We start from the raw sequence: 24414 nt of genomic DNA on the forward strand, positions 1-24414 counted from the left end.
ACGCGCGGATCCATCCACCAGACATCCGAGCAGCTATTCATCCACCGCAACACCTTGCGGCAGCGCCTCACCAAGATCTCGACGCTCATGGAGCAGCCGATCGAGCGGGTGGAGGACTGGGTCCCGGTGGCGCTCGCGATCCGCGTGCTTCGCTCCCGCACGCCCTGAGCCCGCCACCGGATCGCTTGTCGCCGACGTCCCCGGCTGTCGTCGGGACGGGCGGGGGCACGTCCCGGTCCGGGGGCCCCGCGCAGGTGATTCTGCACTGGTACCCGTGCCGAGAGTCGACATCCTGCCCATCGTCGCCTCGGTCGCCTGCCGGAAGAGTGGAGCCTGTCGCACCGCCTTTCGGAGCGCGGGGGAGTGTCGCGTCGGACCCCGTCGGCGGGGGGTGTCAATGGCCATCTCATGGTCCCCGCTGGTGGCCAGTGAAAGTCCCCACCTCGCGTCATGGGTTAGCGGCTCGTGGGGCGGCCTCCTGTGTGGGTTCTCGCTTCGCGCATGCGGTAGCTCTCGCCGTCGGTGGCGACGATGTTGTTGTGGTGCAGGGGCCGGTCGAGGAGGCTGACGGCGGTGGAGTGGTCGGGTAGGAATCGGCCCCATTCCTCGAAGGGCCAGTGGCTGGCGAGGGCGAGGCTGCGGCGTTCGTAGGCGGCGGCGACGAACCGGAACAGAAGTTGGCTCCCGGTCGCGTCCAGGGGTGCGAACCCGACCTCGTCGCAGATGATGAGGTCGTTGCGGAGCAGGGTCTCGATGACTTTGCCGACGCTGTTGTCCGCGAGGCCGCGGTAGAGGTTCTCGACGAGTTCGGCGGCGGTGAAGTAGCGGACCCGCTGGCCCTGTTCGACGGCGGCGTGTCCGAGGGCGATCAGGGTGTGACTCTTCCCGGTGCCGGCTGGTCCGATCAGGGTCAGGTTCTCCCGCGCGCTGATCCACTCGAGCGAGGTGAGGTAGGCCCAGGTCGGGGCGCTGATGCTGGAGGCCGCGAGGTCGAACCCCTCGATGGTCTTGATCGTTGGGAAGCATGCCTGTTTGCCGCGCAGCTGGGTGTTGCTGGCGTCGCGGGCGGTGATCTCGACCTCGACCAGTGCGCGGAGGAGTTCCTCGGGGGTCCATCGTTGCGTCTTGGCGGTGACCAGCAGTTCGGGGGCGACCGCGGGCATGCTGGCGAGCTTGAGGCGGCGTAGCCCGTGCTCGAGGTCCGCGGCCAACGGTGCCGATGTGGTGGCGGCCGTCGACGCACCGGGAGCGGAGGGCTTGGTCTCTCGACCACATGGTGTTTCTTCGCACGCAAGTATTGGCCACCCTGGTCAGACAATCTCGAGTGTCAAGGACGCCCGTGGGGTAGGGGCTCTCGGTGCCGAGCGGCCGTGGTGTCCAACCATGACGGGCGACAGCTTGGCCGGGCTCCGCCCCAGCTCGCGGCGATCCCGATCCCGAGGGCTGTCTGCGCGGTGACCGGGCTTGGCCCAAGACGGGGGTGTTGACGCCGGGGTCGACGCCCGGCCAGTGAGGGAGCGAATACGGATAAGCGGGGACTTTGTGAACCTGGAACCGTCGCTACCGAGCTCATCGTGGTCTACGGGCCGGTCATCATGGAGTTCACTTGTCTGCGGCGTGACGACCATGCGCGTATTCCGATCGCGTTTCGTGGCTCGCCCGCTCATTCACCAAATGTTGTGGGAGCCTCGTTGGGATACCGGTCACGAGCGGGCGACGCGGATCCGGCCACCCGAACAGTGCCCGTCCCATATCCGCAAGCGGGCGCCGGCAGCGGGGTCAACACCACTCGAACGAGGTCGTTGTCGCGCGGCGGGCCGCCATGACCAGCGCGGCAACGATCGTGCTGCTTTGATCCGGTTCCGGGTGCCACTGAACCCCAACAACGAATTCAAGCTGTGAGTGCTCGATAGCCCTGGCGATTCCATCGCGTACCGAAACTCCGGAGACCCTGAGCCCGTCGGCAAGGACTCCTACTTCCTGATCAGCATGATAATTCACCACGAGATGGAGCTCTCCGGTGCTCGCCGCCAACCGTGAACCCGCCTCGAGACGTATCCGGTGTTCGGCACTGACTGCTCCGCGATGCGCCTGACCTACCGTTCCACCGAGCGCAACGTTCAGGACTTGCATCCCCCGACCTATCCCAAGGAGAGGAATGTTGCGATCCAGCGCCGCACGGACGAGAGCAAGTTCGTACTCCTGGACTGGAACGTCGAACCCTCCGGCAAGACTGCCTGAGGTCTCCCCGTAGGTCGTCGGGTGAAGGTCGGGTCCACCCGTCACGATGACCCCGTTAACGATGTCCAAGACTTCGTTAACGCGAATCGGCGTGCTCGTGCTTTGGGGGAGCAAGACACAGATTCCGTCGGCCGCATCTACCGCGCTTGTGTAGGCCGCAGGGAGGAAGTCGACCGGCGGATCACCCTCAGTCCCCTGGAAGCGGCCCCTCGCGGCGCAGATACCGATGACCGGTGTCGTGCTCCACTTCATAGCCGGTCCCATCTCCCGTTGCCGGGCAAGTTGCGCGCGTCGCACGGTTCTGAGTGGCGTAGCAGCCTAGGCCGAACGGGGAGGTCGAATGCGCGCCGCAAACGGACCTCAGACTTCCACAACTCACCGTACGGAAGGCGGCGCCCGGCCAGATGTCGCGCCCGCTACTGGTTTGCGTCAAAGGTGTAGGGATATTGGGTCAAAGATGCAGGGACATCGACCCGTGGGTCAAGATGCAAACGTGACAGAACTTCTTGAGGAAGCGCTGGCCCGGAGTGTGGTCGTTAGTCTCGGGGTTGGTTGACGGGCTGGCTCGTCTAGCCTCGATGTTTCGAGTGGCTGTCGGCCGAGGTGCTCGCGGGGTCGTCGGGTGCGGTGTTGGCGGGTGGTCGTGCGTGGTCGCCGGCGTTCTTCTCGCCGGTTCTCCGGGCGGCGCTCTGGGTGTCGCGTTGCGCTGGTTCAAGGGCTTCGGAGTGCGCGCCAGCCGGTGTCGATGAGGTGGTTCCAGGGCCAGTCTCTGGGTAGTCGGAGTCGTCGGCGGCGACCGGTTCGCACGATGCGGCCTGCGACGGCGAGCAAGCGGAAGCGGATGCGTTTGGGTTCCCACCTGCGGGCTGGTTCGTGGGCGTCGAAGGCGAGGGTCTGCATCCAGGCGATCAGGTCTGCGGCCAGTGCGACGACTTCGACCCAGATCCTGTTCTGGTCATAGCCGTGGAAGGGCAGGTTCCGCAGTCCGGTGTCCTTCAGGGCGCGGATGCGGTCCTCGCAGCGGGCGCGTTGGCGGTGCCGGACCTCGAGCGCGGGCAGCGTCCAGCACGGGCCCGCGGTGTTGGTCGCGAAGCAGGTGATCCGCTACCCCTGGTGGTCGGTCAGGCGCAGCTGCGCGCCGGGATGGGGACGTTCGCGACGGGCGATGACCCGCATCCCCTCGGGCCAGTCCTTCGGCCCGGGCCGTGACGCCCGCTGCTGGGTGACCGGGATCGGCATCCACCCGGTGAGCCCCGCGACCTGCGCGCCCTCGCGGGGTTCGCCATCACCATCGAGCGCGGCGCGCCAAGCCTGTTCGGGGATCGCCTCGACCGCTGCTTTGACGGTGTCCTGGGCCTGAAACCCGATCGAGTACTCCAACCCGGCGTCGGTGATCTTGTGCAGGAACACCTTCGAGCAGGCACCGGTATCGGCTCGGACCAGGACCTGGGCGCGTTCGTGCTCGGGGAGCTGGGCCAGCGCGGTGTCCAAGGTCGTGAGGTGGTCGGCACTGTTCCACGGGGAGGCCTTCCCCGGCCGCAACTCCACCACCAGGGTCTCTCCGGTGCCGTGCTCGCCGTGGTCGACGAACGCGCACATCGGCGCGAACCCATAACCCCGTTTGAAGGTGGGCTCGGCGCCCTCCTTGTCCGAGTGCGCCGTCACCAAGGTGGCGTCGATGTCCACGATCACCTGACCGCCGTTGCGGTCCCCAGGTGCGCCGGCCAGCGGTCGACGACGTGCCCACACCACAGCCCGCGCCGCGGGCCGCCCGGATCGCCGCGACCGCAGCATCGGGATCGGCGGCCAGCGCAGCGAAGACCCGCGAGACCGTCGGGTCGGAGGCGACCGGCCCGAACACCGCCGGTTGCGCCCGGACCGCGGCAAGGTCGGCCAGGCAGCCACCACCGAACGCGATCGCGGTCGCGACATCGAGGAGCACCTTGCCGGGGTCGTGCATGCCACGATCGCGCCGCCACGGCGACAACCCGGCCGACAGGCCGCGGTCCAGGCCAGCGGCAGCGATCGTCTCCCGCAGCAGCAACGCCCCCGAGGACGACACCAGCGACTCGCGGCCGGAGTCCAGAACCAACGACGGGACCTGGTTAGACTTCACCTACGGAGTGCCTTCCGCTCGGCAAACTTTGGACCTTCGCAAGCCCAAGTTTCCCAAGCAGGACAGGCACTTCCGTACTTTCACACCCCGTGTCGAGCTCCAATCATGAAACCTCGAGGCTAGGTGGCAGTTCGGCTAAAGGGATCTGGCAGGCGGATCAGTCGTCGGTGCCTCGGTCCGTCCAGGACATGATCGTTCGATCTTGACTCGATCATCTGATCTAAGTCATTGTATGTCCTAATCAGGCATGGAAACACTGGGTCAAACTCGGAGGCTGGCATTCCACACGTCACGGGTATCCAGGTGAGTCAACACTCAGATCTTCCGATCTATCGGCAGATAGTGACACAGCTGACGTTCATGATCGAGATGGGGCAACTCAAGGACGGAGAGCGACTGCCAAGTATGCGGCTGCTCGCCGATAATCTGCACATCAACCGCAACACGGTTGCGCATGCCTACGCCGAACTCCGAGATCAAGGTTTGGTTGAGTCGAGGAGGCGCAACGGGATGGTGGTCGTCGGGGGCGAACGGGCGAGATCCTCCTCGGCGACACGCGTTCGTGCCCGTGCGCTGCTAGAGGAAGCAGTCCGCGAGAGCATCGGTCTTGGCCTCAGCACCTCCGAAGTCCATTCCCTTGTGATGAGCTTCGCTATGCGTGCTCAGGCCGAGCGGCTTCAGATCGCGTTCGTCGAGTGCAACGCAGATCGTTCCCAATACTTCGCGGGCGAGATCGAGACACACGTCGGGCTGCCGGTGCGTCCCCTGGTCCTGGGTGACTTCGATCCCAAGAGCGAGAATCCTGACCTGGTGCTCACAACGTTCTTTCACCTCGCCGAGGTGAGGAAGCTGATGCGACAGCCGAAGACAGAAGTAGTAGCTATTGTTGTCGCCCCGCACGTACAGACGCTCGTTCAGATTGCGCAGGTGCCCAAGCGAAGGACGGTAGGTATCTACTATTCGACCAAGGACCAGGCTGCCAACATAAGAGACTCTCTCATGCAGTCAGGCATCACGAACATCGCCGTTCTCGGTGGTACGACGGACGAGGACCTGCAAGGAGTCGACCTCGTCGTAATCCCGAGCGAGACTCCGGCGCTCAAGGAGCGGCTGGAGGGCCGAGTACGAGTCATTGAGTTCGGCAATATCCTTGACGAGGCGTCCATTCGCATGGTCACAGAGGTGGTCCGGGACTTGCAGGCGGCCAAGGTTGATAGGACCGCAGAGCCGATCGCTGCTCGACATTGACTCGCACGGAAGGCGGCTTCATGGCGCCAGAACCATGAGCCAACAGCCCAGTCTGCTCCCGGCGCGGTCTACGAGGGGCGCGATGCGTTACGGATGGTGACGATTCGCACTGCAAGCTGCAGAGGAAGCCAGTCTTCCGCGGAGTCCAGGTCGAGCCCAGTCACGACCGTGATTCGCTCAAGGCGCTGTCGCAGCGTGTTTCGGTGAATGCCGAGTTCGTCGGCGGCGTGGCTTCCGTTGCCGCGGGATGAGAGATACACGTCGAGGGTGCTGAGGAGCTGGGACCCGCGACGCCGATCATATTCGAGCAGCTGGTGGAGCCGCATGACCGTCGGGTCGTGATCGAACGCGGGGTCCACCGCAACTCGGTAGAGGTGCATCTCGCCGGCCAGGTCGTCGTAGTGATTCACTGGAGAGTCGCCCACCTTTGCGCCGATCTCGAGTGCTTCGCTTGCCTCGCGAAGTGCTGTCGGAAGATCCGTGACCCGCAGGACCATTCGACTTATCCCTGCTTCAAGCCGCACGCCCCACTTTTGCGCTAGATCGTCTGCGAGTTGTTGGATGTGTCCCTGCAGCCTGCGATCGCCGTCTGGCTTGGCTACCTCGACCAGCCCGTAGATCTGATTCAGCGTGACGTGAGTGATCGAACCCGGGTTGAATCCTCGAATCATGGTGACCGCTGATGCCGTCGCACGGCTGACGTCCGACGGCTGGGTCTTGTCGCCCTGCTTTGCAGAAACAACGACGCGGGCGCGGAGCAGCACCAGTGGTCTGGTGAGGTTCGCGCCTAGCGCAGTGGCTATCGACGCTGTCTGATCATCGACCAGGTTCCGGCCGAGGCGTTCGAATACGACCCGGCTCGACTGCTCTGTGCCGCCCCAACGACTGGACGGATCTGTGAGGGCAAGGCCGAGCTGACGGCCGATGATGGACATCAGGTCATGGTCTTCGTCTGAGAATCGGTGACGTCGGTAGCAACTCAAGAAACCGAGGCTGTCGTCGCCGACGACGAGCGGAACAGACGCGACGTTGCCCAGCCGCTCGGGTAGTTCCGAGTTCAAGTACCGCAGAAGTCGCGTTGACGCAGGGCTTGCGTCAACGGCGGTGCCCGCCTGCCCGGACGTCAGCGTCGCGACATCGTCTAGCACATCGGAACGGAATGGCGCGATCGCCCTGACGATCGGCTCCCCGGTCTCGGGGTCCGCAAGCACCAACACGCATAGGTCTGCCTCAAGTACTGCGACAGCCGCGTTGGCTACCGTGCCGAGGACTTCGAACGCCGGTCGGAGGGAGCACAAGGTGGTGCTCAACTCGGACAGCGTATCGAGCATGTGCGCCCTTCGGGCGACTGCGCCACCGTTCGACGCGTTGCTGATTACTCCAGCGAGGAGGGCAGCCAGCTCCTTTGCTACCGCAAGATGAGAGTCTTCGAAGCGGTTCGGGGTCCTCGCATTTAGAGAGAGAACCCCAATGAGAACTTGGCCGCCGCGAAGAAGCGGGATCTTGGCTGTGGATTCGTAGTTCTCCTCGTTCAGTTCAGGAAAGAGTTGGAAGTGCGGGTCCTTCGCTGGCGCCCTGTTTACGACAACCGCTCGTTGCCGAAGTGCGGCGAGCCCGCTGAGACCTTGCCCGAGGTGCACTTCCACTCGATGAAGGTAACTCTTCTCGACCCCCTCGGTAGCCGCCGTCAGGACCAGCGTCTCCCGTTGCGAATCCCAAAGATGTAGGAAGGCCCCATCGGCATCGGTTGCGTCACGAACGATCTCCACGACACGTCCGAAGAAGTCGGCGAGCTCCAGGTTCATCCCCACTGCAAAGACGATCTGCGACAACGCGACGCGCAGGCGTTCCGCGCGATCTAGAGCCCGACGAATGTCACCGACGTCGGTGACCACGGGCTCCGTGGCCTGACCGCTTTCAACATCAGAGTTCAGTGCACCCACCTCACAAACATCGGGGAGACAGCACCATGTCCTCGCGGGAGTATGGAAGTCAACACGAGTGCCGAGTTCCACAGTTGATGGGCGCACGGCGGTCCCCGGGTCTATCCGATTCTGAACCGTTTCGGCTCCTCCGCCGGCATTAGCATTCGAGAACGGACCGACGTAGGTGAACACTTCGCCGGTCAGCGTCGCTCGATGGACCCCGCCCTTCAGTTGCGACGATGACCACGGCCTTCGTGATCGGACCCGGCTGCGGCACACGCTCCGGGACCATTCGCGCAGTGCGGTCCTTCACTTCACGATCGATCGCGGATTGGCCTCGACTGCTGCAGTGTCCCTATACGAGCCGCCAGCTATTGCAAGCTCGCCTCGAATGCTCAGTCAATCTGCGGTTGCGCTCGACGACTCGCACGGTGACGCGAGAAAGTAGTTGACCGCCTAATCGCGATCTCAATGGTCCCGGAAGTCGACGACTGTTGTCCCGCGTTGCTGATGCCCGGCAGTAGCGCTTCCACTGAAACTAGGCATCGCTAATCGCGCGTCCCACAAGCCGCCGCGGCCACCGCGGGTGACGCGTTCCAACAGCTTCAGCCGTCTGTCGAGATGAAGATGTTCTTTAGTTCGGTGTATCCGTCGAGGGCCGTCATTCCGAGCTCCCGTCCCATGCCCGACTGCTTGAACCCACCGAATGGAGCCTGTAGGCGGACTGAGGTACTGGAATTCACCGAAATCGAGCCAGTCTCGAGTCCGCGCGAGACGCGGATCGCTCTGCCCACGTCACGGGTCCAGACCGATCCCGACAAGCCGAATATCGTGTCGTTGGCGAGAGTGATTGCATCGGCCTCGTCATCGAACGGGATGATGGTCACGATGGGTCCAAAGATCTCTTCTCGCACAACTCGATGATCGCGAGGCGGATTCAGGACGATGTGGGGTGACATCCAATGGCCGGGCCCCGTGGGTGCCTCCGTCGGCGCGACCACATCGAGCTCGATATCGAGAAATGACTCGACCTTGTCAAGGTGGTTCCCCGAGACCAAAGGGCCCATCGTTGTGGCCGCATCGAGCGGATCTCCCACCACCATGGATCCCGTAGCCGACGTGAACAGTTTGACGAACTCGTCGTATGCCCCGCGTTCGACAAGAATTCGACTTCGGGCACAGCAGTCTTGACCCGAGTTGCCGAACACTGCGCCTGTGCTCTCGACCGCCACCCTTTCCAGGTCGGCGTCCTCGAAAATGACCGCCGCGGACTTCCCACCCAGCTCGAGGGTGACGCGCTTCATGGTACCTGCCGCAGAGCGCATGATCGTCTGACCAGTCTCGGTTGAACCAGTGAAGCTGATCTTACCTATCCCGGGGTGCTCCGTTAGTGCAGTGCCGACGATGGGGCCCTTTCCGAGGACAACCTGGAATAACCCGTCGGGAAGGTCAGCATTTGAGATCAGTTCCCCGAACTTGCAGATGGATAGCGGGGTTATTTCTGCCGGCTTTACAATCACAGAATTGCCGCAGGCAATGGCGGCTGCCACATTCCAGGCGGCAATCGCCAACGGAAAGTTCCACGGTGCGATGACGGCTACCACTCCTATCGGCTCATGCACAGTGAAGTCCATGCCGCCGTCCACTGGGATGGTCTGGCCGAAGAACTTGTCGATGGCGCCGGCGTAGTAATCGAATGTGTCGGCCACCATGGACACCTCGGCTCGACTGGCTCCGATCGGTTTGCCGACATTCGACGTCTCAATGCGGGCAAGCTCTTCCGAGTTTGCCCGCACTAGTTCGGCGATACGTCGCAGCCCATCGATGCGGCTGCGTTGAGGCAGTCGGGCCCACGTCCGCTGGGCACGCTGGGCGCGTTCGACAACATCGTCAACCAACGCAAGCGGCGTGTCCCGAAGCTCAGCGATCACGGCGAGGGTGGAAGGGTTGACGATCAGACTCATAGGGGAACCTCGGCGCTAGTGGGGCGTTCGGCAGTGTCGAGAGCAAACCTGTCATTCGCGATCGCACGTGCAGACCGTCTGTTCGCCCCGCGACTTGGCGTTGACGCTGGATACCCTCCACGGCTCGGAGGTCAGGAACAATGTTCGGACTGCACATTGCGACGACCGACAGACGCCACCTCGCCCACTGAACCGGCGTTGGCTGAGCGGTTGAATAGGCTCAATCAGCGTGCCGAACGAGTTCGGTGGTGGCGTCCCTGGCATTGCTTGTAGGTTTCGTGTCCGGCAAGCCGATGGTCGGCGGTCTCGCATGAGTTTCGCACGCTCGTGGCGCAAACTCCCGAATAGCCCGACCATAGACCGGCCTCACACGGCAGCTGCACAGGTCCCGCGATCGAGACGCGGCACCGTGCCCATCGTCTTGGTCGGGAATCGTCTGGAGACTCGATGCCAGTGGCATTCGGACTGGACGGGTCGTGACGAGCCAGGGAGCCATGACCAGGCGCCGTTCCTTGGGGAGTGGGTTGTCCACTTCGTGACCAACATCGGGCGACAGGACAACGCCACGCACGCCAGCGTTCCGCGTTCACCGCGTCGCCCCAATGAATGCCGGTGCCGAGTGAGCCTACAAAACTAGGCCATGAATGACCCTTGTAGTCAGGCCATAATATGCCCTACTGTTCCATCCACATTGGATCCGACCCGAGGCATCCAAGGTTCGGCTGAGGAGGAGCGAGCGTGTTTGACGTCAGGACCACAGGTGACGAGGCCTTGATCCGTCTTCGGCTCGCACCCAGCGACGCTCGGTACGCGGGCAACCTCGTCGCCGGCTCCAAAGCGCTGGAGATCTTTGCCGATCTCGAGACCGAGTTGTCACTGCGCGAAGGCGGCGATGAGGGACTTTGCGTCTCATACAGCTCGGTCAACTTCGCTGCCCCCCTGCGCGTTGGGGACTTCGTCGAAGGCATCGCGAGGGTCGTGGAGCGCGGCAACACCAGCCGCAAGGTCGAGGCTCGCCTCTACAAAGTGCTGAGCGTGGACGAGAAGGGCCTGTTGATCGATCAGGACGGTCCGGTGTTGGCCGTCTCCGCGGTGGCGACGATCGTCGTCGGCCGAGGAACTGCTGCGCAGGAGTCCTGACGTGTCAACTTTCGGGAGCACCCTCGTTTCGTGGATCGGGGCGGTTGCGCGGGCACACCCGAACGATCCGGCCTTGATCTTCGAAGGTGACACGTGGACATACAAGGACCTCTGGCATCGTTCAGCCTCGATCTCCCGCGAGCTATTGGCGAAAGGCCTTCGCCGCGGAGAATCCGTTGGGCTCGTCGGAGCAAACGAAGCGGTGTACGTCGCGACCTACTTCGGGATCATGCGTGCCGGCGCAACGGCGGTTCCCCTGAACGCCATGCTCGACGTCAAGTCGCTCCGCGAACAACTTGAGCTCGTCGAAGCCACCAGCGTCTTCGTCGGTCACGTCGCCGAGGGTGTTCGAGACGAGCTCGCTGAGTCCTTTCGAGTTCTCCCCATGCATGGCTCAGGCGCCGCTGTCAGCCGTTCCCAGCTACCGGCCGTTAGAACGAACACTCCGTGTTCGATCATGCTCACGAGCGGCTCCACCGGGAAGCCCAAGGGAGCTGTCCACACGCAAGGAACGATGCTGCACGCTGCGCTTCAACTGGGCTCCATGTTCCCATTCGGCCCTGGTCAGCGAGGTGTGGTCTTTCTCCCGCTGTACGCCTGTATCCCGGAGCAGGTCTTGCCGATGCTGTGCATGGGCGGCGCGTTGGAGATCCTGCCGCGATTCGACATCGAGAGAATCGCGGACGCCTGCCTCCAGGCGACGACGTTTGATGCCGTTCCCACCGTGATGGGCCGGCTCATCGAGCACGCTCCCTTGGACAAGCTCGCTCACCTCGAATGGGTTCTGTTCGCATCTGAAGCGATGCCGACCGCCTTGATCAACCGGTGGTGGGAGGAACTCCCCAACGTGGAGACACATCAGTTCTATGGGATGACCGAGATCCTCCCGCTCACGGCCGCAAGTCATCGAATGCTTCGTGCCGAACCGACGACCGTGGGTCGGGCTTTCCCGACCACCTCGATCCGAGTTCAAGCGACTGACGGCTTCGAGTCTCTCGATGGCAGCGGTGAATTGGTCGGGATGAGCCCCGCCCGAATGCTGGGCTACTACAACGACGATCCAGCGACTGCTCGCGCGGTATCAACCACTGGGGGAATGCACACAGGCGACATCGGACGTATCGACGAGAACGGGTTCGTGTATCTCACGGGACGCCTGAAGGACATCATCATCACGGGCGGCATCAATGTCTCGCCCGGCGAGATCGAGCACGTCGCTTGCCACCACCCGGACGTTCTCTCAGCGATCGTTGTCGGGCTCCAGAGTCAGCGGTGGGGCGAAACGCCCGTCGTCGTTGCCGTGGCGAAGCCTGGCCGTGACCTCTCAGCGGATGAACTTCTCCGATACTGCCGGAGCAATCTCGCTAGTTACAAGCGCCCGTCCGGAGCCGCTGTCGTAACGAGCCTCCCGACGACCGGCATTGGCAAGGCTGCAAAGGAATCAGTCAAGCAGATGATCATGGACGGGGTGATCCTGCTTGTTCACGCGTGAGAGCCTCGAGACCGTACTGTCGGATGGTCGAGCAGGACTGTGGGGGCCGCTCGCCCGGGCGATCACTCGTGTCGAAAACACTCCGCCCTGGGAGGTTTCGATCTCCCGAGGGCCTACTCCGACGCACATCGTCGGCATCACTGGCCCGCCCGGTGCCGGCAAGTCCACCCTGACCGGTCGGCTCATCGCGGCCTATGCAGACGCGGGCCAGCGCGTCGCGGTTCTCGCGATCGACCCATCAAGCCCCCTGAGCGGTGGAGCCGTACTGGGGGATCGCCTGCGGATGGAGACGCACCTCAATGGGCGACCCAACGTCTTCGTGCGCAGTCTCGCGAGCCGAGGGTCACATGGCGCGGTGGCCGGTGCGACCCGAAACATCGCGCGACTCCTAGAATTGTCAGGTCTGTTCGACGTCATCTTGATCGAGACGGTGGGTGCTGGACAGACCGAGGTCGCGATCGTAGAGGTGGCCGACACCGTCGTGTTAGTGACAGTGCCGGGCTTGGGTGACGCAGTGCAAACGATCAAGGCAGGCCTGATGGAGGTCGCTGACATGTTCATTGTGAACATGGCTGACCGACCGGGGGCAGCCGAAACTGCTCGCCACCTCCGTCTAGCGGCTGGCCGAGCAGGACTCGTCCTCCAAACCACGGCCCGTGATGGGATCGGTGTAGATGAAGTTCGCACAGCCCTACAGAACCGATGGGCGGAGCTGGCGAACGAGGGGCGGTTGGACGAACTGAGGGCCCACAAGTGGGGCTCGGACGCGGCGTTGATCGCCGAGGCCTGGGTAGGTGCCTGCGCTCGGGAGATGCCGGTCGCTATCCGCGAGACGATGGTAGGAGCCGTCGAAGAGATCTTGATCGACGCGTCAAAGCGTTGGCAGTTACAACGGCAGGAGCACCGAAATGAGTGACACCACATCCGCCAGCGATGCAAGCGTCGAGGCGTGGAAAAGGGAAACCCTAGCCGCTGACTACGAGCGCGTGCGCCCGCGTCGGGATCAGTACCAGACGCTGTCTGGAGCGGCGATCAATGACGTCTACACCCCTGGAGACCTTGGTGGCTTTGACCACGACCGTGACCTAGGCCTTCCGGGCCAGTACCCGTACACGCGAGGCGTCCACGCAAGCATGTTCCGCGGCCGGCCCTGGACAATTCGTCAGGTTGCAGGCTTCGGTCAGGCCGAAGACACCAACAACCGATACAAGTATCTGCTCAAGACAGGACAGACGGGCTTGTCTACGGACTTCGACCTGCCGACCCTGTTGGGCTACGACTCGGATCACGAGGTCTTCCGTCGTGAGGTCGGGAAGATCGGTGTCGCGATTGACACGGTTGTGGACATGCACGCTCTGTTCGATGAGATCCCTCTGGACCAGATCTCGACGTCCATGACCATCAACCCGACCGCGGCGATCTTGCTAGCGATGTATCGCGTTGTCGGCGACGAACGCGGCTTCTCCGGGGACGCACTCACTGGGACGACGCAGAACGACATCCTCAAGGAGTACACGGCGCAGAACGAGTTCATCTTCCCCCCTCTTCCGGCGGTTGAGCTAGTTGTGGACACGATGGAGTACGGCGCCCAAGTGATGCCTCGCTTCAATCCTCTCAATGCCTGCGGATACCACATCAGAGAAGCGGGCGCGACCGCGGTGGAAGAGGTTGGGCTGACAATCAGCGCGGCGCTGTGCTACCTGGAGCACGCAGTGGCGCGCGGCATCGACGTTGATCGGCTTGCACCGCGCGTGTCGTTCTTCTGGGACGTCCACAACAACTTCTTCGAGGAGGCGGCCAAGCTGCGCGCAGCCCGTCGGCTTTGGGCACGGCTCATGCGCGAGCGGCTGAATTGCAAGAATCCCAAGTCGTGGCTCATGCGGGCCCATTGTCAGACCGCGGGGGTGTCGTTGACGGCGCAGCAGCCGTACAACAACGTGGCACGCACAGCTTTGCAGGCCATGGCAGCCGTACTCGGAGGCACACAGTCTCTGCACACCAACTCACTCGACGAGGCTCTGTCGATCCCTTCGGAGAGTGCCATCAAGATTGCGGTGAGGACGCAGCAGATCATCCTGCACGAGACGGGTGTGGCAGACGTGGTGGATCCCTTGGGCGGCTCCTACTACGTGGAGGCCCTGACCACTCAGATCGAACAGGACGCCATGGCGCTGATCGAGCGGATCGATGCCATGGGAGGCATGATCAACGCTGTCGAGTCCGGGTATGCCGGCCAGCTGATCGCCGACTCCGCCTGGGAGCAGCAGGTCAAGTTGGAGAGCAACGATTCGATTCAGGTCGGGGTGAACGACTTCGTCGACGAGACGGAGGGTCAGCAGATCGAGATTGACCGCCCTGTCCCCGGCGTCATGGAACGTCAGATGCAGCGGCTCTCGGACGTGAAGCGCACACGTGAGCAGAGGCGCGTATCGGAGACACTCCGCGCTATCGAGACTGCCGCGCCGAACCTGCACAACAACCTGATGCCCCTCATCGAGGACGCGGTGCGCGCGCGCGCCTCGGTGGGTGAGATCTCTGACGTCCTGCGTGGCACCTGGGGCCAGTACCAGCCCTCCACCGTCTTCTAGAATGGAACGAGGAGATCACAGTCATGGCTAATTCCCCCGCAACGAACTCTGCACCCCTCAAGGTCGTGGTGGCCAAACCTGGGCTCGATGGTCACGACCGTGGGGCCAAGGTCGTGGCACGCGCGCTGCGTGACTCAGGCATGGAAGTCGTCTACACGGGCATCTACCAGACCCCGGAGTCGATCATGCGCGCCGTCATCCAGGAGGACGCCGACGTCCTTGGTCTGTCCAGCCTCTCCGGTGCCCATCTGGATTATGCGGAGGAGCTCGGTCAGCTACTGCGGGCCAACGACAGAGCTGACGTGCTGTTCGTTGCGGGCGGAACCATTCCTCCAGAGGATGCAGTCAAGTTGAAGGAGTACGGAGTGCACGAGGTCTTCGGCCCCGGAACGCCGACGACTGTTCTGGTCGAGTACGTCACCACTTACGCAAGGAATGTGTCTGCCATCCCAGTTCAGTAGCACCCCAGTTCTCGCAGGCCTACACACGATCCTCGCCGGGCGCTCTCATTGTGCGGATGTAATCGCCAGATTCGACGCGTATTCAAGCGAAGCCAAGTCGTCCAATGAGTTCACCTGCGCGGCAGGTTGGAGACGGAGCAGTAAAGTGGTCCACTTGACGCGCATATACACGCGCACTGGGGATGGCGGGCAAACCAGCCTCGGTGACATGAGCAAGACCAGCAAGTTGGATACCCGACTCCTTGCATACGCTGACGTTGACGAGGCGAACAGCCAAATCGGATTTGCGATCGCGTTGGGCGGGCTCGACGCGGACGTCGTGGATGTACTGCGACAGGTCCAGAACGAGATGTTCGACGTCGGGGCTGACCTTTGCTGCCCCGTCGCAAAAGACCCGGCTCATCCGCCATTGAGAATCGAACCTGACTACATCCGCAGACTGGAGCGCTGGTGCGATCACTACAACGCCCAGCTGCCAGATCTACGCTCCTTCATCTTGAGGGGGGGAGCTCCTTCTGCCGCCGCCGTGCACATCGCCTGTACCGTGACGCGACGCGCAGAGCGCTCGGCGTGGGCGGCCATCCAGGATCACGGCCCCACGATGAATGTTCTGACTGCGAAGTACCTGAACCGCCTCAGTGATCTACTTTTCGTCCTGGCGCGGTATGCCAACCGAGACCTAGGGGATGTCCTCTGGGAGCCGGGGGGAGAGCGATCTACGTGAAGGCCGGTCGCGGGTCCTTCGACGTCCCGCTTGTCTGTGGCTCGCCGGGCAACGGGGCGTTGAATGGGTTGGCCTCTGAGAGCCACAGCCAGGTCGGCGAGATGGTCAGGTGTACCGCTACCGCTGCCTGGACGAGGCATTCTCCTTCGGGCCGCCACCCAGGTGGCTTTCGTGCTTGACGGGGCGGAGGGCATCCGACGCGTCGGCGTCGTCGGCAGCGGAATGATGGGATCCGGCATCGCTGAGGTCTGCGCCCGTGCCGGATACAAGGTCAGCGTGTACGACCTCACGCCCGAGTCCGCCGAGGCTGGTCTCGAGCGAATCCAGCGGTCGCTCCTCCGGGCCGAGAGAGCAGGAAAGGTCACCACCGAAGCTCGGATGTCAGCTCTGGGCCGGATCAATGTGCATACGGACCTATGGCGCCTCGAGGGCAGTGACCTTGTCATCGAGGCGGCGACCGAGAACGAGCAGCTGAAGCTGGAGATTTTTCGGAAGCTAGACGAGGTCGTCACGTCCACCGATGCCATTCTCGCCAGCAACACGTCCTCGATTCCGATCATGAACATCGCCATGGCGACAAGCCGTCCTGAGCACGTTATCGGAGTTCACTTCTTCAATCCGGCGACGATTCTCGATCTGGTTGAGATCGTGCCCTCACTCCTCACGGCTCCAAAGGTGATCGACCGAGCGAGCATTTTCGTGACTGCTGCCCTGAGCAAGACCGTCATCCGGGCGCCGGATCGCGCTGGGTTCATTGTGAACTTCCTTATCGTCCCCTACCTGCTTGCAGCCATACGCATGTACGAATCGGGCTTCGCCGCAGCAGAGGATGTTGACCGCGGAATGGTGTTGGGTTGCGGTCATCCGATGGGCCCGCTTCGGCTGGCGGATCTCATCGGCCTCGACACCGTAAGCGCCATTGCGCATGCGATGTACCTGGAGCACAAGGAGCCGTTGTACTCGTCGCCGCCTCTGCTTCAGCGCATGGTTTCTGCCGGTCTGGTCGGACGGAAGGTTGGTCGCGGCTTCTATGCCTACCCAGAGCCTTAGCCAACTGGGCGCGCTCGAGTGAGTTCGAAGGGGAAGTTCTCGGCTCCTTCGACCTCGGAGTGATCCTCGGTAGCAGTCTCGACAACGATGCCGGCGTAGACCGAAGACGATGGTGAACCGACACTTGACCCTGAGCATCGCTGACCGGGCCGACGAGATTGAATACACGCTCATGGCGATGGGTCGAGGCGCTCTACTGTCGTGGTGACCAAGAGCTCTTCTATCCGCGATGTCCGGCGAGCAATGGCGTGGTCAATGCTGATGAGTTGCCCCCGGTGTTCGTCGTCCCGTCCAGCCAGGTTGCGCCGGTTGCACCGCTGCGGTAAGCGGCTTGGGGCGATGGGTTGAAGCCTCACCCACGCTTGTCGCGCGCAGGGCTGCATCCCAGCCTCGGTGTAAGCGACCACGACGGGGGGCGTAGCTTCGCCTTGATCGCCGCCAAGCCTTCAAGTGAGGAACCCACGTCCGTGTCGTAGGAGTGTCGCCGACCCGAACCTGACTTCGACAGCGGTTACGAGGTCACTTGGAGCACCGTGCACGACCGCCCGGTTCGCGAACAGCGCGATCAACACCGCGGTCTGCCCCCGGATCCAACCGGCGGCCGCCGATCGCTTCGGTAATCGCGGTGCCGAAGGCTAGGGGCGCGGTCCCACGTCTGGCTTCACAAACACGCCGCGCACAGCGACCGCGACCCCAGCAACCGCCGGGGACTCCCCAATTCCGCCACCTGGGTCCGTCGCCGTGCGCAGGGGTCGCGGCACCGAAATCAGCGCCATCCAGATCAGCCCACGGTACTGACCGGATTCAACCGATCGTCGCACCACCGGCTTCTTGCAGCGACTGTAGAAGTTCTTCGAAGGCCTCGGCGGGTGTCTTCCATCCGAGGATCTTGCGAGGCTTGCCGTTGATGGCGGCGGCGACAGCCTGGATCTCCTCGTTGCTCCAGCGCGATAGGTCGGTGCCCTTGGGGAAGTACTGGCGCAGCAGCCCGTTGGTGTTCTCATTGTCGGCGACGGGCGAAAGCTGGTCACTATCGACGCTCGAAAAGTGAACAGGTGCGGGGCAGTCTAGGTCGGGTTGTCGTCGGTGGTGATGCGGGTGCTGGGGAGGCTGTCGAGGTCTCGTCCGCGCACGCGGTAGCTGGCGCCTTTGAGGGTCAGGACGTCGGCGTGGTGGACGAGGCGGTCGATCATGGCTGCGGCGACGACGTCATTCGCCGAACACCTCGCCCCACCGTCCGAAGGGCTTGTCGCTGGTCACCGATCAGCGAGGCTCGTTCGTAGCGGGACGAGACGAGCTGGAAGAAAACAGGTTCGCAGCTTCGGGCTCGAACGGGATGTAGCCGACCTCGTCGACGATCAGCAGCGGGTAGCGGCCCAGGCGTCGCAGTTCGTCCTGCAGGCGGCCGGCGTGGTGGGCGTCGGCGAGGCGGGCGACCCTTTCCGCGGCGGTCGCGAACAGGACCCGGTGCCCGGCCTGGCAGGCCCGGATCCCGAGGCCGATCGCGAGGTGGGTCTTCCCGGTCCCGGGCGGTCCGAGGAACACGACGTTCTCCCGTGCGGCGACGAAGTCCAGGGTCCCGAGGTGGGCGATCTGGTCGCGTTTGGGGGACCGGGCATGGTCGAAGTCGAACTCCTCGAGGGCCTTCCGTGACGGGAACCTCGCAGCTCTCACCCTGCCTTCGCCGCCGTGGGATTCCCGGGCGGAGACCTCGCGTTGCAGGCAGGCGGCGAGGAACTCCTCATGGGTCCAGGACTCCGCCCGTGCCCGCTCGGCGAGCCGGTCGACTGCTTCACGCAGCGACGGGGCCTTGAGCGCGCGGGTCAGGAACACCAGCTCAGCGCTGACATCACGCCCGGTCCGAGGTGTCGCCGCGGTGGCGGTTCGCGCGGCCATCACGCGACCGCCTCGGTCAGCCCGAACACGGTGTCGTAGCCGGACAGGGGCCGCTGCTCGACCTCACCGGTGACCTACGGGACAGCGACCCGGGACCGGGTCTGGCGCATCACGGCCGCCGCGGCGGCGTGCTCGGGGTCGGTGATGGACTGGTGGTCCGCCCAAGCGCGGGCATGGTCCGCGACGACCTTCCCACCGCAGGTCACCACCACCCGGTCCAGGTCAGCGATGACCTCGACGCGGCGACCGATCACCGAGGGGTGCACGGAGTAGTCGTTGGAGTCGATGCGGACGTAGTGGTCGCGCGGCAGCCGCACCGAAGCCCACCACCCGATCACCGGCGCCACCGGTGGCAGGGCGAGCATCGCGGCACGGTCCGCTTCCCACCGTTGCACCGGGCGGCAGCCCAGAGCCCGATGCCGGCGCTGGTTGGCGCGGGTGGTCAGCCAGGAGCTGAACTGCTCGTTGAAGTCCTGTGGCGAGGTGAACGACCGCCCGGGCAGGAACGACGTCTCGTAGTAGCCGTTGCCCCGTTCGACCAGGCCCTTGGCCTCGGGGTCGTTCGGCTTGCACTGGTGCACCGCGATGCCCAGCACCCCGCGGAACACCTCGATGTCCTCCGCGAGCTTGGGCTTCCCCGAGCGCCACGACCCGACCGCGCCCTCGTTGTCCCAGACCAGCTCGCGCGGGACAGCGCCGATCCGCTCGAGCAGCTCCCAGTGCCCCGCGATCAGGTCCGGGGCCTGCCGCGCGGGGATCATCAACCCGTGCGACATCCGCGAGTAACCCGCGACTGTCACCAGCACCGGCAGACGACCGACCTGGCCATGCCCGAGCGGGATGTCCACCGGCGGGAACCACAGGTCGCACTGCATCCGATGCCCGGGCTCATACGAGGTCCGCGACGCCGGGTCCGGCGGCAGATAGAACGGGCGCAGCACCCAGACCCGGTCCTTGAGGATCGTGATCGAGTGCGACCAGCCGATCCGCTCCGCGATCACCGTCGCCGGCATCGTCGGAGTCGCCGCCAGCAGCTCCCGGATCCGCGGCTCGACCGCATCGACCAGCGACCCCCGCGGAGGACGTTCGTACTTCGGCGGCGCGTCCCGCCGCAACGCCGCCCTCACCGTGTTCTTCGAGCACCCCAACCTCGAAGCGATCACCTTGATCGGCATCCCCTCGCTGCGGTGCAACCGACGAATCTCGGCCCAGTCCTCCATGCTCTTCACACTCCACACGATCTCGGAGGGGGTCAGTTTTCGGACGACGCCAGGGGGTCAGTTTTCACCCGTCGTCGACACAGCTTGCTGTTGGCGACCATCTTCGCGACCTTAGGACGGCGCGCTCGACGCTCGGCGTGCCACTGCGCCACCGTCGCCCGATACTCCGCCTGCGACGAGCGGCTCGACGCGCCCCGACGCAGCTCTCGCGAGATCGTCGACGGATCACGACCCAGACGCCGAGCGACTCGCGAGCGCTGACCTTCTGGGCATGCCAGATCGCGATGTCCTCCCGCTCAGCGAACGACAGGTAACGGCCCGACACCTCGACAGGCAGACAAGGATTCACCCCGCCAGCGTGACGAAACCAGCGATAGCCGACCGGCTCGGACACGCCAGCCTCACTCGCAGCCACGTCGGTCTTCACGCCGCGAGCAACAGCCGCCCAGAACCTGACCCGATCCTCCCGCCACGCCACCGACGGGCGGCCCGGTGACGCGATCTGCCCTCGATAGGCACGCACCCGCTTCTGACGCGGGGTTGTTCCCATCGCCCCACCGCTCCATCGAGGTGTTGCGACGACGAGTTGAATCCACCCTGAATACCTGGCTGATTGTGCACGACTGCACCTGTTCGCGTCGTGTAGGCAGGCACAGTTGTCCATTGATCCGCGGTCCAGGCTCGCGAATGATCTGAGGGCAGCCACGTGCTGGGTGCCGCCGGTTGGCGAACGCGGTCTGGGAAGCGTCACGCGAAGGAGTCCTTCCCAGTGTCACGGAGCCACAGCCACGCTGTCGAACTACGAAGGCAATGCAGCAGTCCGCGCGCAAGCGATATGAACACGCTCAGGACGATTCGGACCAAGGAGTCTCATGCCAGCCCTCGCACTCACGTCGCGTCTCGCAGACCGCACTGCCGTAGTGACGGGAGCCGCTTCCGGTAACGGTCTCGGGATCGCTCAGAGGCTCCTCGCGGAAGGTGCGTCGGTCGTCTTCGTCGATCGTGACGCCGCGACGCTCAGCGAGGTTGTCCCGAACGGAGATCAGAAGGCACTGGCTGTCGTCGCTGACGTCACCGATGCCGACAGCCTTCACGACATGGTCGAGTCCGTGATCGAGGCGTTTGGGTCTCTGGACGTTCTCGTCAACAACGCCGGCATCGTGCGCTTCTCCGACTTCGACGACCTCGGTCTCGCTGAGTGGGAAGAGGTATTTCGGGTGAATTCAACCGGAGCATTCCTGGCGGCGAAGGCCGCCGTCCCGGCGATGAAGAAGTCCCTCGCCAGCCGTGCCGGCACCGGCGCGATCGTGAACATCACGTCAACGGAAGCCCATGTAGTTCTCGCAAGCTCCGGCCACCCTCAGGTTCACTACAACGCCTCCAAGGGTGCCCTACACATGCTCAACCAAGGGCTCGCCATTGAACTGGGCTCAGACCGAATTCGCGTGAACGCTGTTGCACCAGGCATCGTCGAGACGCCTTTCACGGCTCGAGCGATGCAGAACGAGAAGCTGCTGAACTGGTATCTCGAACGAATCCCGCTAGGCCGCGTGGCGAAGCCCCAGGACGTAGCTGCAGCGGTCGCCTACCTTGCCTCGGAGGATGCCTCCTACGTCACTGGTACGACGATCTTCGTCGATGGGGGATGGACCGCACAGTAAGCCCCGTGGCCGAGATGAAGTCACCGCGCCGGGTATCACGCCAGTTTGGGAGTTCCCACCCGACGGCGAGTAACGGACTTGAGGAGTTGGCATGAGGTTGGCGCCCCCGCGTCGGCCGCGAGTCGGCATCACCGCCGAGGAGCGGCGGGTCGATCTAAGCGTACTGGTCGAAGATTGTGTCGTCGTTGCGCAGCAGTACGCACACGCGGTGTGGGACGCGGGCGGTATGCCCGTCATTCTCCCTGTTCTCACGCCCGACGACGCGGATGAGATCGTGGCTGAGCTCGATGGATTGCTCTTGACAGGCGGCGGCGACGTTGAGCCAGGCATCTACGGCGAACAGTGGCACGACGCGACCTACGGAGTAGTGGGTGAGCGAGACGCATTCGAGATCGCACTGGTGCGCGCGGTCGTCCGTCTACAACGACCAGCCCTGGGCATCTGCCGTGGGCTGCAGCTGCTCAACGTCGCACACGGCGGTACTCTCGACCGGCACGTCTCGACCGACCAGATCGAACACTGGCAACCTGGTTTTGCCCCCGCCCATGCGGTGACAATTGCCGAAGGGTCTCGCTTGGGCGAGATCTATGGCGCTGGTGAACGACTCGTGAACTCGTTCCACCACCAGGCGGCCCAGACTCTGGGTGAGCGACTCTGCGTTACCGCTGTCTCAACCGATGGCACTATCGAAGCTCTCGAGGCGACCAACGTCGACAGCTGGCTTGTAGGCGTACAGTGGCACCCTGAACGGCCGTGGCGGAAGACATCAGCGGATCTTCCGCTGTTCGAGGCACTTGTCGCCGAAGCGCGACGCAGTCGACAGGACAGTCACCGCGACGGAACAGACGACGGCCGACGGACAGCCTGAGCGCGTGCGGTTCCTGGGGGTCATGCGACTGTTCGGCAAGAAAGTCCTGAGTCCGTCATCACCGCCACCCGTGCCATGCGCGGCCTGCCCCGTTACTTGACGGCCCATCATGACCCCTTCCTCGGGTGCATCACGCAAGTTCAGGGTGTCCACCGAAGGGGATCAACAGCACACCCACGATGAAGCGCGCGATCGGGGCTGTGGGCGAGAACCGGGTCGGGTGCGCCTCCGAGCCGACCGGGCCCCGCGGCTCACAGGTCCAGGGCTCGTCCCGGTTCCCACAGCACATCTCCGAGGTGCCGGTTCGTGTACCGGGCCAGGACGAACACCAGATCGCTGACGCGGTTCAGGTAGTTCGCGGCAAGCACGTTCACACCTGATCCGTGCTCGTCGATCGCCGCCCATGTCGAGCGTTCGGCTCGCCGGGTCACGGTGCAGGCGACGTGGATCGCGGCTCCGGCCGGCGTGCCGCCTCGCAGGACGAAGGAGCTCAGCTCCGGCAAGGGCGCGTTGAACGTGTCGCACAACCGTTCGAGCCGCTGGATGCAGGCGGGCTCGATCCTGAGGTGCGACGTCGTGTCCGCCTCGTCGACGGGCCGGCACAGGTCCGCCCCGACATCGAACAGCTCGTTCTGAATCTGGCGCAGCACATCGGCGACGTCCGGTTCGATGCCGCCGAAGCCCCCCAGGGAGATCGCAAGCCCGATGTGGCTGTTGGCCTCGTCCACATCGGCGTAGGCCTGAAGACGCGAGTCCAGCTTGGAAGGCCTGGAATCGGACTATCCGCAAGTACCCAATAGTGCCTCTGACCTGCGGTTATGCAATGTGATCTTGACCGTGACAACTCGCGACTGTCCCTACGTTTCCGTGGCTACGGACACGATAGGGACACCAGAGACACGTTTCGATGGGGCCGCGGGGGGTCATCGAGGCCGAGCCAGCCAGGCCGGATGCGGCGCGGGGGTGTCCCCGTTGACGCGGATGGCTGGTCCGTCGCTTCCTTCTCGTCACTGCCGGCCGAGCCCGCTAACGCGCCTCGTCACGTGACGGGGTTGCTCAGGTGCGTAGGGACTCAGCGGTCGTAGACCTCGCGGCGATGTGCGACTCGCAGGACGAGGACCAGGAGTCGGTCGTCCTCGATCGCGTAGACGATGCGGTAGTCGCCGACCCGAACGCGCCACCGTCCCTGCTGGCCACCGCGGAGCATCTTCGCCCCCGGAGGTCGGGGATCGACGCTGAGCAGTTCGATCGCGCCTGCGATGCGTAGCCGGTTCGCCTTCTCCAGCTTGGCGAGGGCCTTGGCAGCGGACGTGGAGATCTCGATCGTGTAGGTCATGCGAGGCCGAGGTCGGCCTTGACCTGGGCCCAGGGGATCGTCGGGGCGCCGGCCATGATGACGGCCATCACGGCGTCCGACGCAGCGAGGTCCTGGGCGTCCTCGTCGGCGTCCAGCAGGCGCTCGTACTCGGCTGTGCTGATCACGACGGCCTGGCGGTGGCCGCGCTTGGTCAGGAACACCGGCTCGTGCGCCGATGTCTCCACGAGCTCGCTGAAGCGCTCGCGCGCCTCGGTGACGGGCATGTCGGTGGCCATACGTCAAATGTACAACGCAGGAGTCAAACTGTACATCTCAACCTATGAGCCGAGTGCACTTGGCCCGGTCGCTGTTGCACTCGACGAAGACGAGCTCCAGGTTGCCCGCCTGCTCCCGGGCAGCGAAGGACACCGCGAGCGAGTGCACCTCCGCGGCGGTCAGTCCGAGCGCCATGCTCTCCGCCACCGCCGACTCCAGCAGGGCTGCCGCGCGGTCGCCGTCGACC

At 64.0% G+C, this 24414-nt stretch carries 17 protein-coding genes and 7 pseudogenes; 11 read left to right on the forward strand and 13 right to left on the reverse strand.

What is annotated here, in order from left to right:
- Positions 1-12: 12 nt before the first annotated feature.
- Entirely contained in the window at positions 13-168 is a 156-nt protein-coding gene (locus ACFQGU_RS15635; RefSeq protein ID WP_386768526.1) for a helix-turn-helix domain-containing protein, read from the forward strand.
- Positions 169-455: 287 nt separating this feature from the next.
- On the opposite strand, the gene istB (ACFQGU_RS15640) is transcribed toward ACFQGU_RS15635, so the two are convergent.
- The 3 genes and pseudogenes from istB (ACFQGU_RS15640) to ACFQGU_RS15650 form a co-directional block, all read right to left on the reverse strand.
- On the reverse strand, positions 456-1211 hold the full coding sequence (gene istB / locus ACFQGU_RS15640) for an IS21-like element helper ATPase IstB (RefSeq protein WP_386768494.1): 756 nt from the start codon (positions 1209-1211) through the stop codon (positions 456-458).
- 568 nt (positions 1212-1779) lie between these two features.
- Entirely contained in the window at positions 1780-2493 is a 714-nt protein-coding gene (locus tag ACFQGU_RS15645) for a gamma-glutamyl-gamma-aminobutyrate hydrolase family protein (RefSeq protein WP_386768496.1), read from the reverse strand.
- 459 nt (positions 2494-2952) lie between these two features.
- A pseudogene (locus ACFQGU_RS15650) lies at positions 2953-4357 on the reverse strand (IS1380 family transposase).
- A gap of 342 nt (positions 4358-4699) precedes the next feature.
- Between ACFQGU_RS15650 and ACFQGU_RS15655 the strand changes: the two are divergent.
- Complete coding sequence (locus tag ACFQGU_RS15655) at positions 4700-5605, forward strand: GntR family transcriptional regulator (RefSeq protein ID WP_386768498.1); 906 nt, start codon at positions 4700-4702, stop codon at positions 5603-5605.
- Positions 5606-5673: 68 nt separating this feature from the next.
- On the opposite strand, the gene ACFQGU_RS15660 is transcribed toward ACFQGU_RS15655, so the two are convergent.
- Together ACFQGU_RS15660 and ACFQGU_RS15665 are read right to left on the reverse strand one after the other, a co-directional pair.
- Positions 5674-7548, reverse strand: a complete 1875-nt coding sequence (locus ACFQGU_RS15660) for a GAF domain-containing protein (protein ID WP_386768500.1) — start codon at positions 7546-7548, stop codon at positions 5674-5676.
- 587 nt (positions 7549-8135) lie between these two features.
- Entirely contained in the window at positions 8136-9494 is a 1359-nt protein-coding gene (locus ACFQGU_RS15665) for an aldehyde dehydrogenase family protein (protein WP_386768502.1), read from the reverse strand.
- A 738-nt stretch (positions 9495-10232) separates the two neighbouring features.
- On the opposite strand from ACFQGU_RS15665, the gene ACFQGU_RS15670 reads away from it, so the two are divergent.
- From ACFQGU_RS15670 to ACFQGU_RS15700, 7 genes are all read left to right on the forward strand, one after another.
- A complete protein-coding gene (locus ACFQGU_RS15670) occupies positions 10233-10634 on the forward strand; it encodes a hotdog domain-containing protein (RefSeq protein ID WP_386768504.1) in 402 nt (133 codons plus the stop codon).
- A gap of 1 nt (position 10635) precedes the next feature.
- Positions 10636-12126 (forward strand): class I adenylate-forming enzyme family protein, encoded by a 1491-nt coding sequence (locus tag ACFQGU_RS15675; RefSeq protein ID WP_386768506.1) that lies wholly within the window; start codon positions 10636-10638, stop codon positions 12124-12126.
- The gene (locus ACFQGU_RS15680) at positions 12113-13042 is read left to right on the forward strand and encodes an ArgK/MeaB family GTPase (RefSeq protein ID WP_386768508.1); all 930 of its coding nucleotides are present in this window, start codon (positions 12113-12115) and stop codon (positions 13040-13042) included. The genes ACFQGU_RS15675 and ACFQGU_RS15680 overlap by 14 nt, the downstream gene beginning before the upstream one ends.
- Positions 13035-14714: an acyl-CoA mutase large subunit family protein gene (locus ACFQGU_RS15685; protein ID WP_386768510.1), complete on the forward strand. Its 1680-nt coding sequence runs from the start codon at positions 13035-13037 to the stop codon at positions 14712-14714. Before ACFQGU_RS15680 ends, ACFQGU_RS15685 begins: the two co-directional genes overlap by 8 nt.
- 23 nt (positions 14715-14737) lie before the next feature.
- Positions 14738-15175: a cobalamin B12-binding domain-containing protein gene (locus ACFQGU_RS15690; protein WP_386768512.1), complete on the forward strand. Its 438-nt coding sequence runs from the start codon at positions 14738-14740 to the stop codon at positions 15173-15175.
- Positions 15176-15320: 145 nt separating this feature from the next.
- On the forward strand, positions 15321-15899 hold the full coding sequence (locus tag ACFQGU_RS15695; RefSeq protein ID WP_386768514.1) for a cob(I)yrinic acid a,c-diamide adenosyltransferase: 579 nt from the start codon (positions 15321-15323) through the stop codon (positions 15897-15899).
- Between the two features lie 171 nt (positions 15900-16070).
- Positions 16071-16949: a 3-hydroxybutyryl-CoA dehydrogenase gene (locus ACFQGU_RS15700; RefSeq protein ID WP_386768516.1), complete on the forward strand. Its 879-nt coding sequence runs from the start codon at positions 16071-16073 to the stop codon at positions 16947-16949.
- A gap of 804 nt (positions 16950-17753) precedes the next feature.
- On the opposite strand, the pseudogene ACFQGU_RS15705 reads toward ACFQGU_RS15700, so the two are convergent.
- The 4 pseudogenes from ACFQGU_RS15705 to ACFQGU_RS15720 all read right to left on the reverse strand — a co-directional run.
- A pseudogene (locus ACFQGU_RS15705) lies at positions 17754-17954 on the reverse strand (transposase); the annotation flags it as partial.
- 62 nt (positions 17955-18016) lie between these two features.
- Positions 18017-18845: pseudogene (gene istB, locus ACFQGU_RS15710) on the reverse strand (IS21-like element helper ATPase IstB).
- A 77-nt stretch (positions 18846-18922) separates the two neighbouring features.
- Positions 18923-20065, reverse strand: a pseudogene (gene istA, locus ACFQGU_RS15715) (IS21 family transposase); the annotation flags it as partial.
- Between the two features lie 80 nt (positions 20066-20145).
- Positions 20146-20615, reverse strand: a pseudogene (locus ACFQGU_RS15720) (transposase); the annotation flags it as partial.
- 322 nt (positions 20616-20937) lie between these two features.
- On the opposite strand from ACFQGU_RS15720, the gene ACFQGU_RS15725 reads away from it, so the two are divergent.
- Positions 20938-21726 carry an SDR family NAD(P)-dependent oxidoreductase gene (locus ACFQGU_RS15725; protein ID WP_386768518.1) on the forward strand — a complete coding sequence of 263 codons (789 nt, stop codon included), beginning with the start codon at positions 20938-20940 and terminating at the stop codon, positions 21724-21726.
- 91 nt (positions 21727-21817) lie between these two features.
- Complete coding sequence (locus ACFQGU_RS15730) at positions 21818-22594, forward strand: gamma-glutamyl-gamma-aminobutyrate hydrolase family protein (RefSeq protein ID WP_386768520.1); 777 nt, start codon at positions 21818-21820, stop codon at positions 22592-22594.
- Between the two features lie 251 nt (positions 22595-22845).
- On the opposite strand, the pseudogene ACFQGU_RS15735 reads toward ACFQGU_RS15730, so the two are convergent.
- The 4 genes and pseudogenes from ACFQGU_RS15735 to ACFQGU_RS15750 form a co-directional block, all read right to left on the reverse strand.
- Positions 22846-23355, reverse strand: a pseudogene (locus ACFQGU_RS15735) (cob(I)yrinic acid a,c-diamide adenosyltransferase); the annotation flags it as partial.
- A 311-nt stretch (positions 23356-23666) separates the two neighbouring features.
- Positions 23667-23930, reverse strand: coding sequence for a type II toxin-antitoxin system RelE family toxin (locus ACFQGU_RS15740; RefSeq protein WP_386768522.1), 264 nt, complete (start codon positions 23928-23930; stop codon positions 23667-23669).
- On the reverse strand, positions 23927-24187 hold the full coding sequence (locus ACFQGU_RS15745) for a type II toxin-antitoxin system Phd/YefM family antitoxin (RefSeq protein WP_386768524.1): 261 nt from the start codon (positions 24185-24187) through the stop codon (positions 23927-23929). Before ACFQGU_RS15745 ends, ACFQGU_RS15740 begins: the two co-directional genes overlap by 4 nt.
- 37 nt (positions 24188-24224) lie before the next feature.
- Positions 24225-24414: pseudogene (locus tag ACFQGU_RS15750) on the reverse strand (hypothetical protein); the annotation flags it as partial.

It is taken from the genome of Longivirga aurantiaca, assembly GCF_042660085.1.
In the GTDB taxonomy this organism is placed as follows: domain Bacteria; phylum Actinomycetota; class Actinomycetes; order S36-B12; family CAIYMF01; genus Longivirga; species Longivirga aurantiaca.

Coding starts and splice junctions, on each gene's coding strand:
- ACFQGU_RS15645 (WP_386768496.1), bottom strand. CDS start 2,493: ATGAAGTGGAGCACGACACCGGTCATCGGTATCTGCGCCGCGAGGGGC.
- ACFQGU_RS15665 (WP_386768502.1), bottom strand. CDS start 9,494: ATGAGTCTGATCGTCAACCCTTCCACCCTCGCCGTGATCGCTGAGCTT.
- ACFQGU_RS15685 (WP_386768510.1), top strand. CDS start 13,035: ATGAGTGACACCACATCCGCCAGCGATGCAAGCGTCGAGGCGTGGAAA.
- ACFQGU_RS15690 (WP_386768512.1), top strand. CDS start 14,738: ATGGCTAATTCCCCCGCAACGAACTCTGCACCCCTCAAGGTCGTGGTG.
- ACFQGU_RS15725 (WP_386768518.1), top strand. CDS start 20,938: ATGCCAGCCCTCGCACTCACGTCGCGTCTCGCAGACCGCACTGCCGTA.
- ACFQGU_RS15730 (WP_386768520.1), top strand. CDS start 21,818: ATGAGGTTGGCGCCCCCGCGTCGGCCGCGAGTCGGCATCACCGCCGAG.
- ACFQGU_RS15740 (WP_386768522.1), bottom strand. CDS start 23,930: ATGACCTACACGATCGAGATCTCCACGTCCGCTGCCAAGGCCCTCGCC.
- ACFQGU_RS15745 (WP_386768524.1), bottom strand. CDS start 24,187: ATGGCCACCGACATGCCCGTCACCGAGGCGCGCGAGCGCTTCAGCGAG.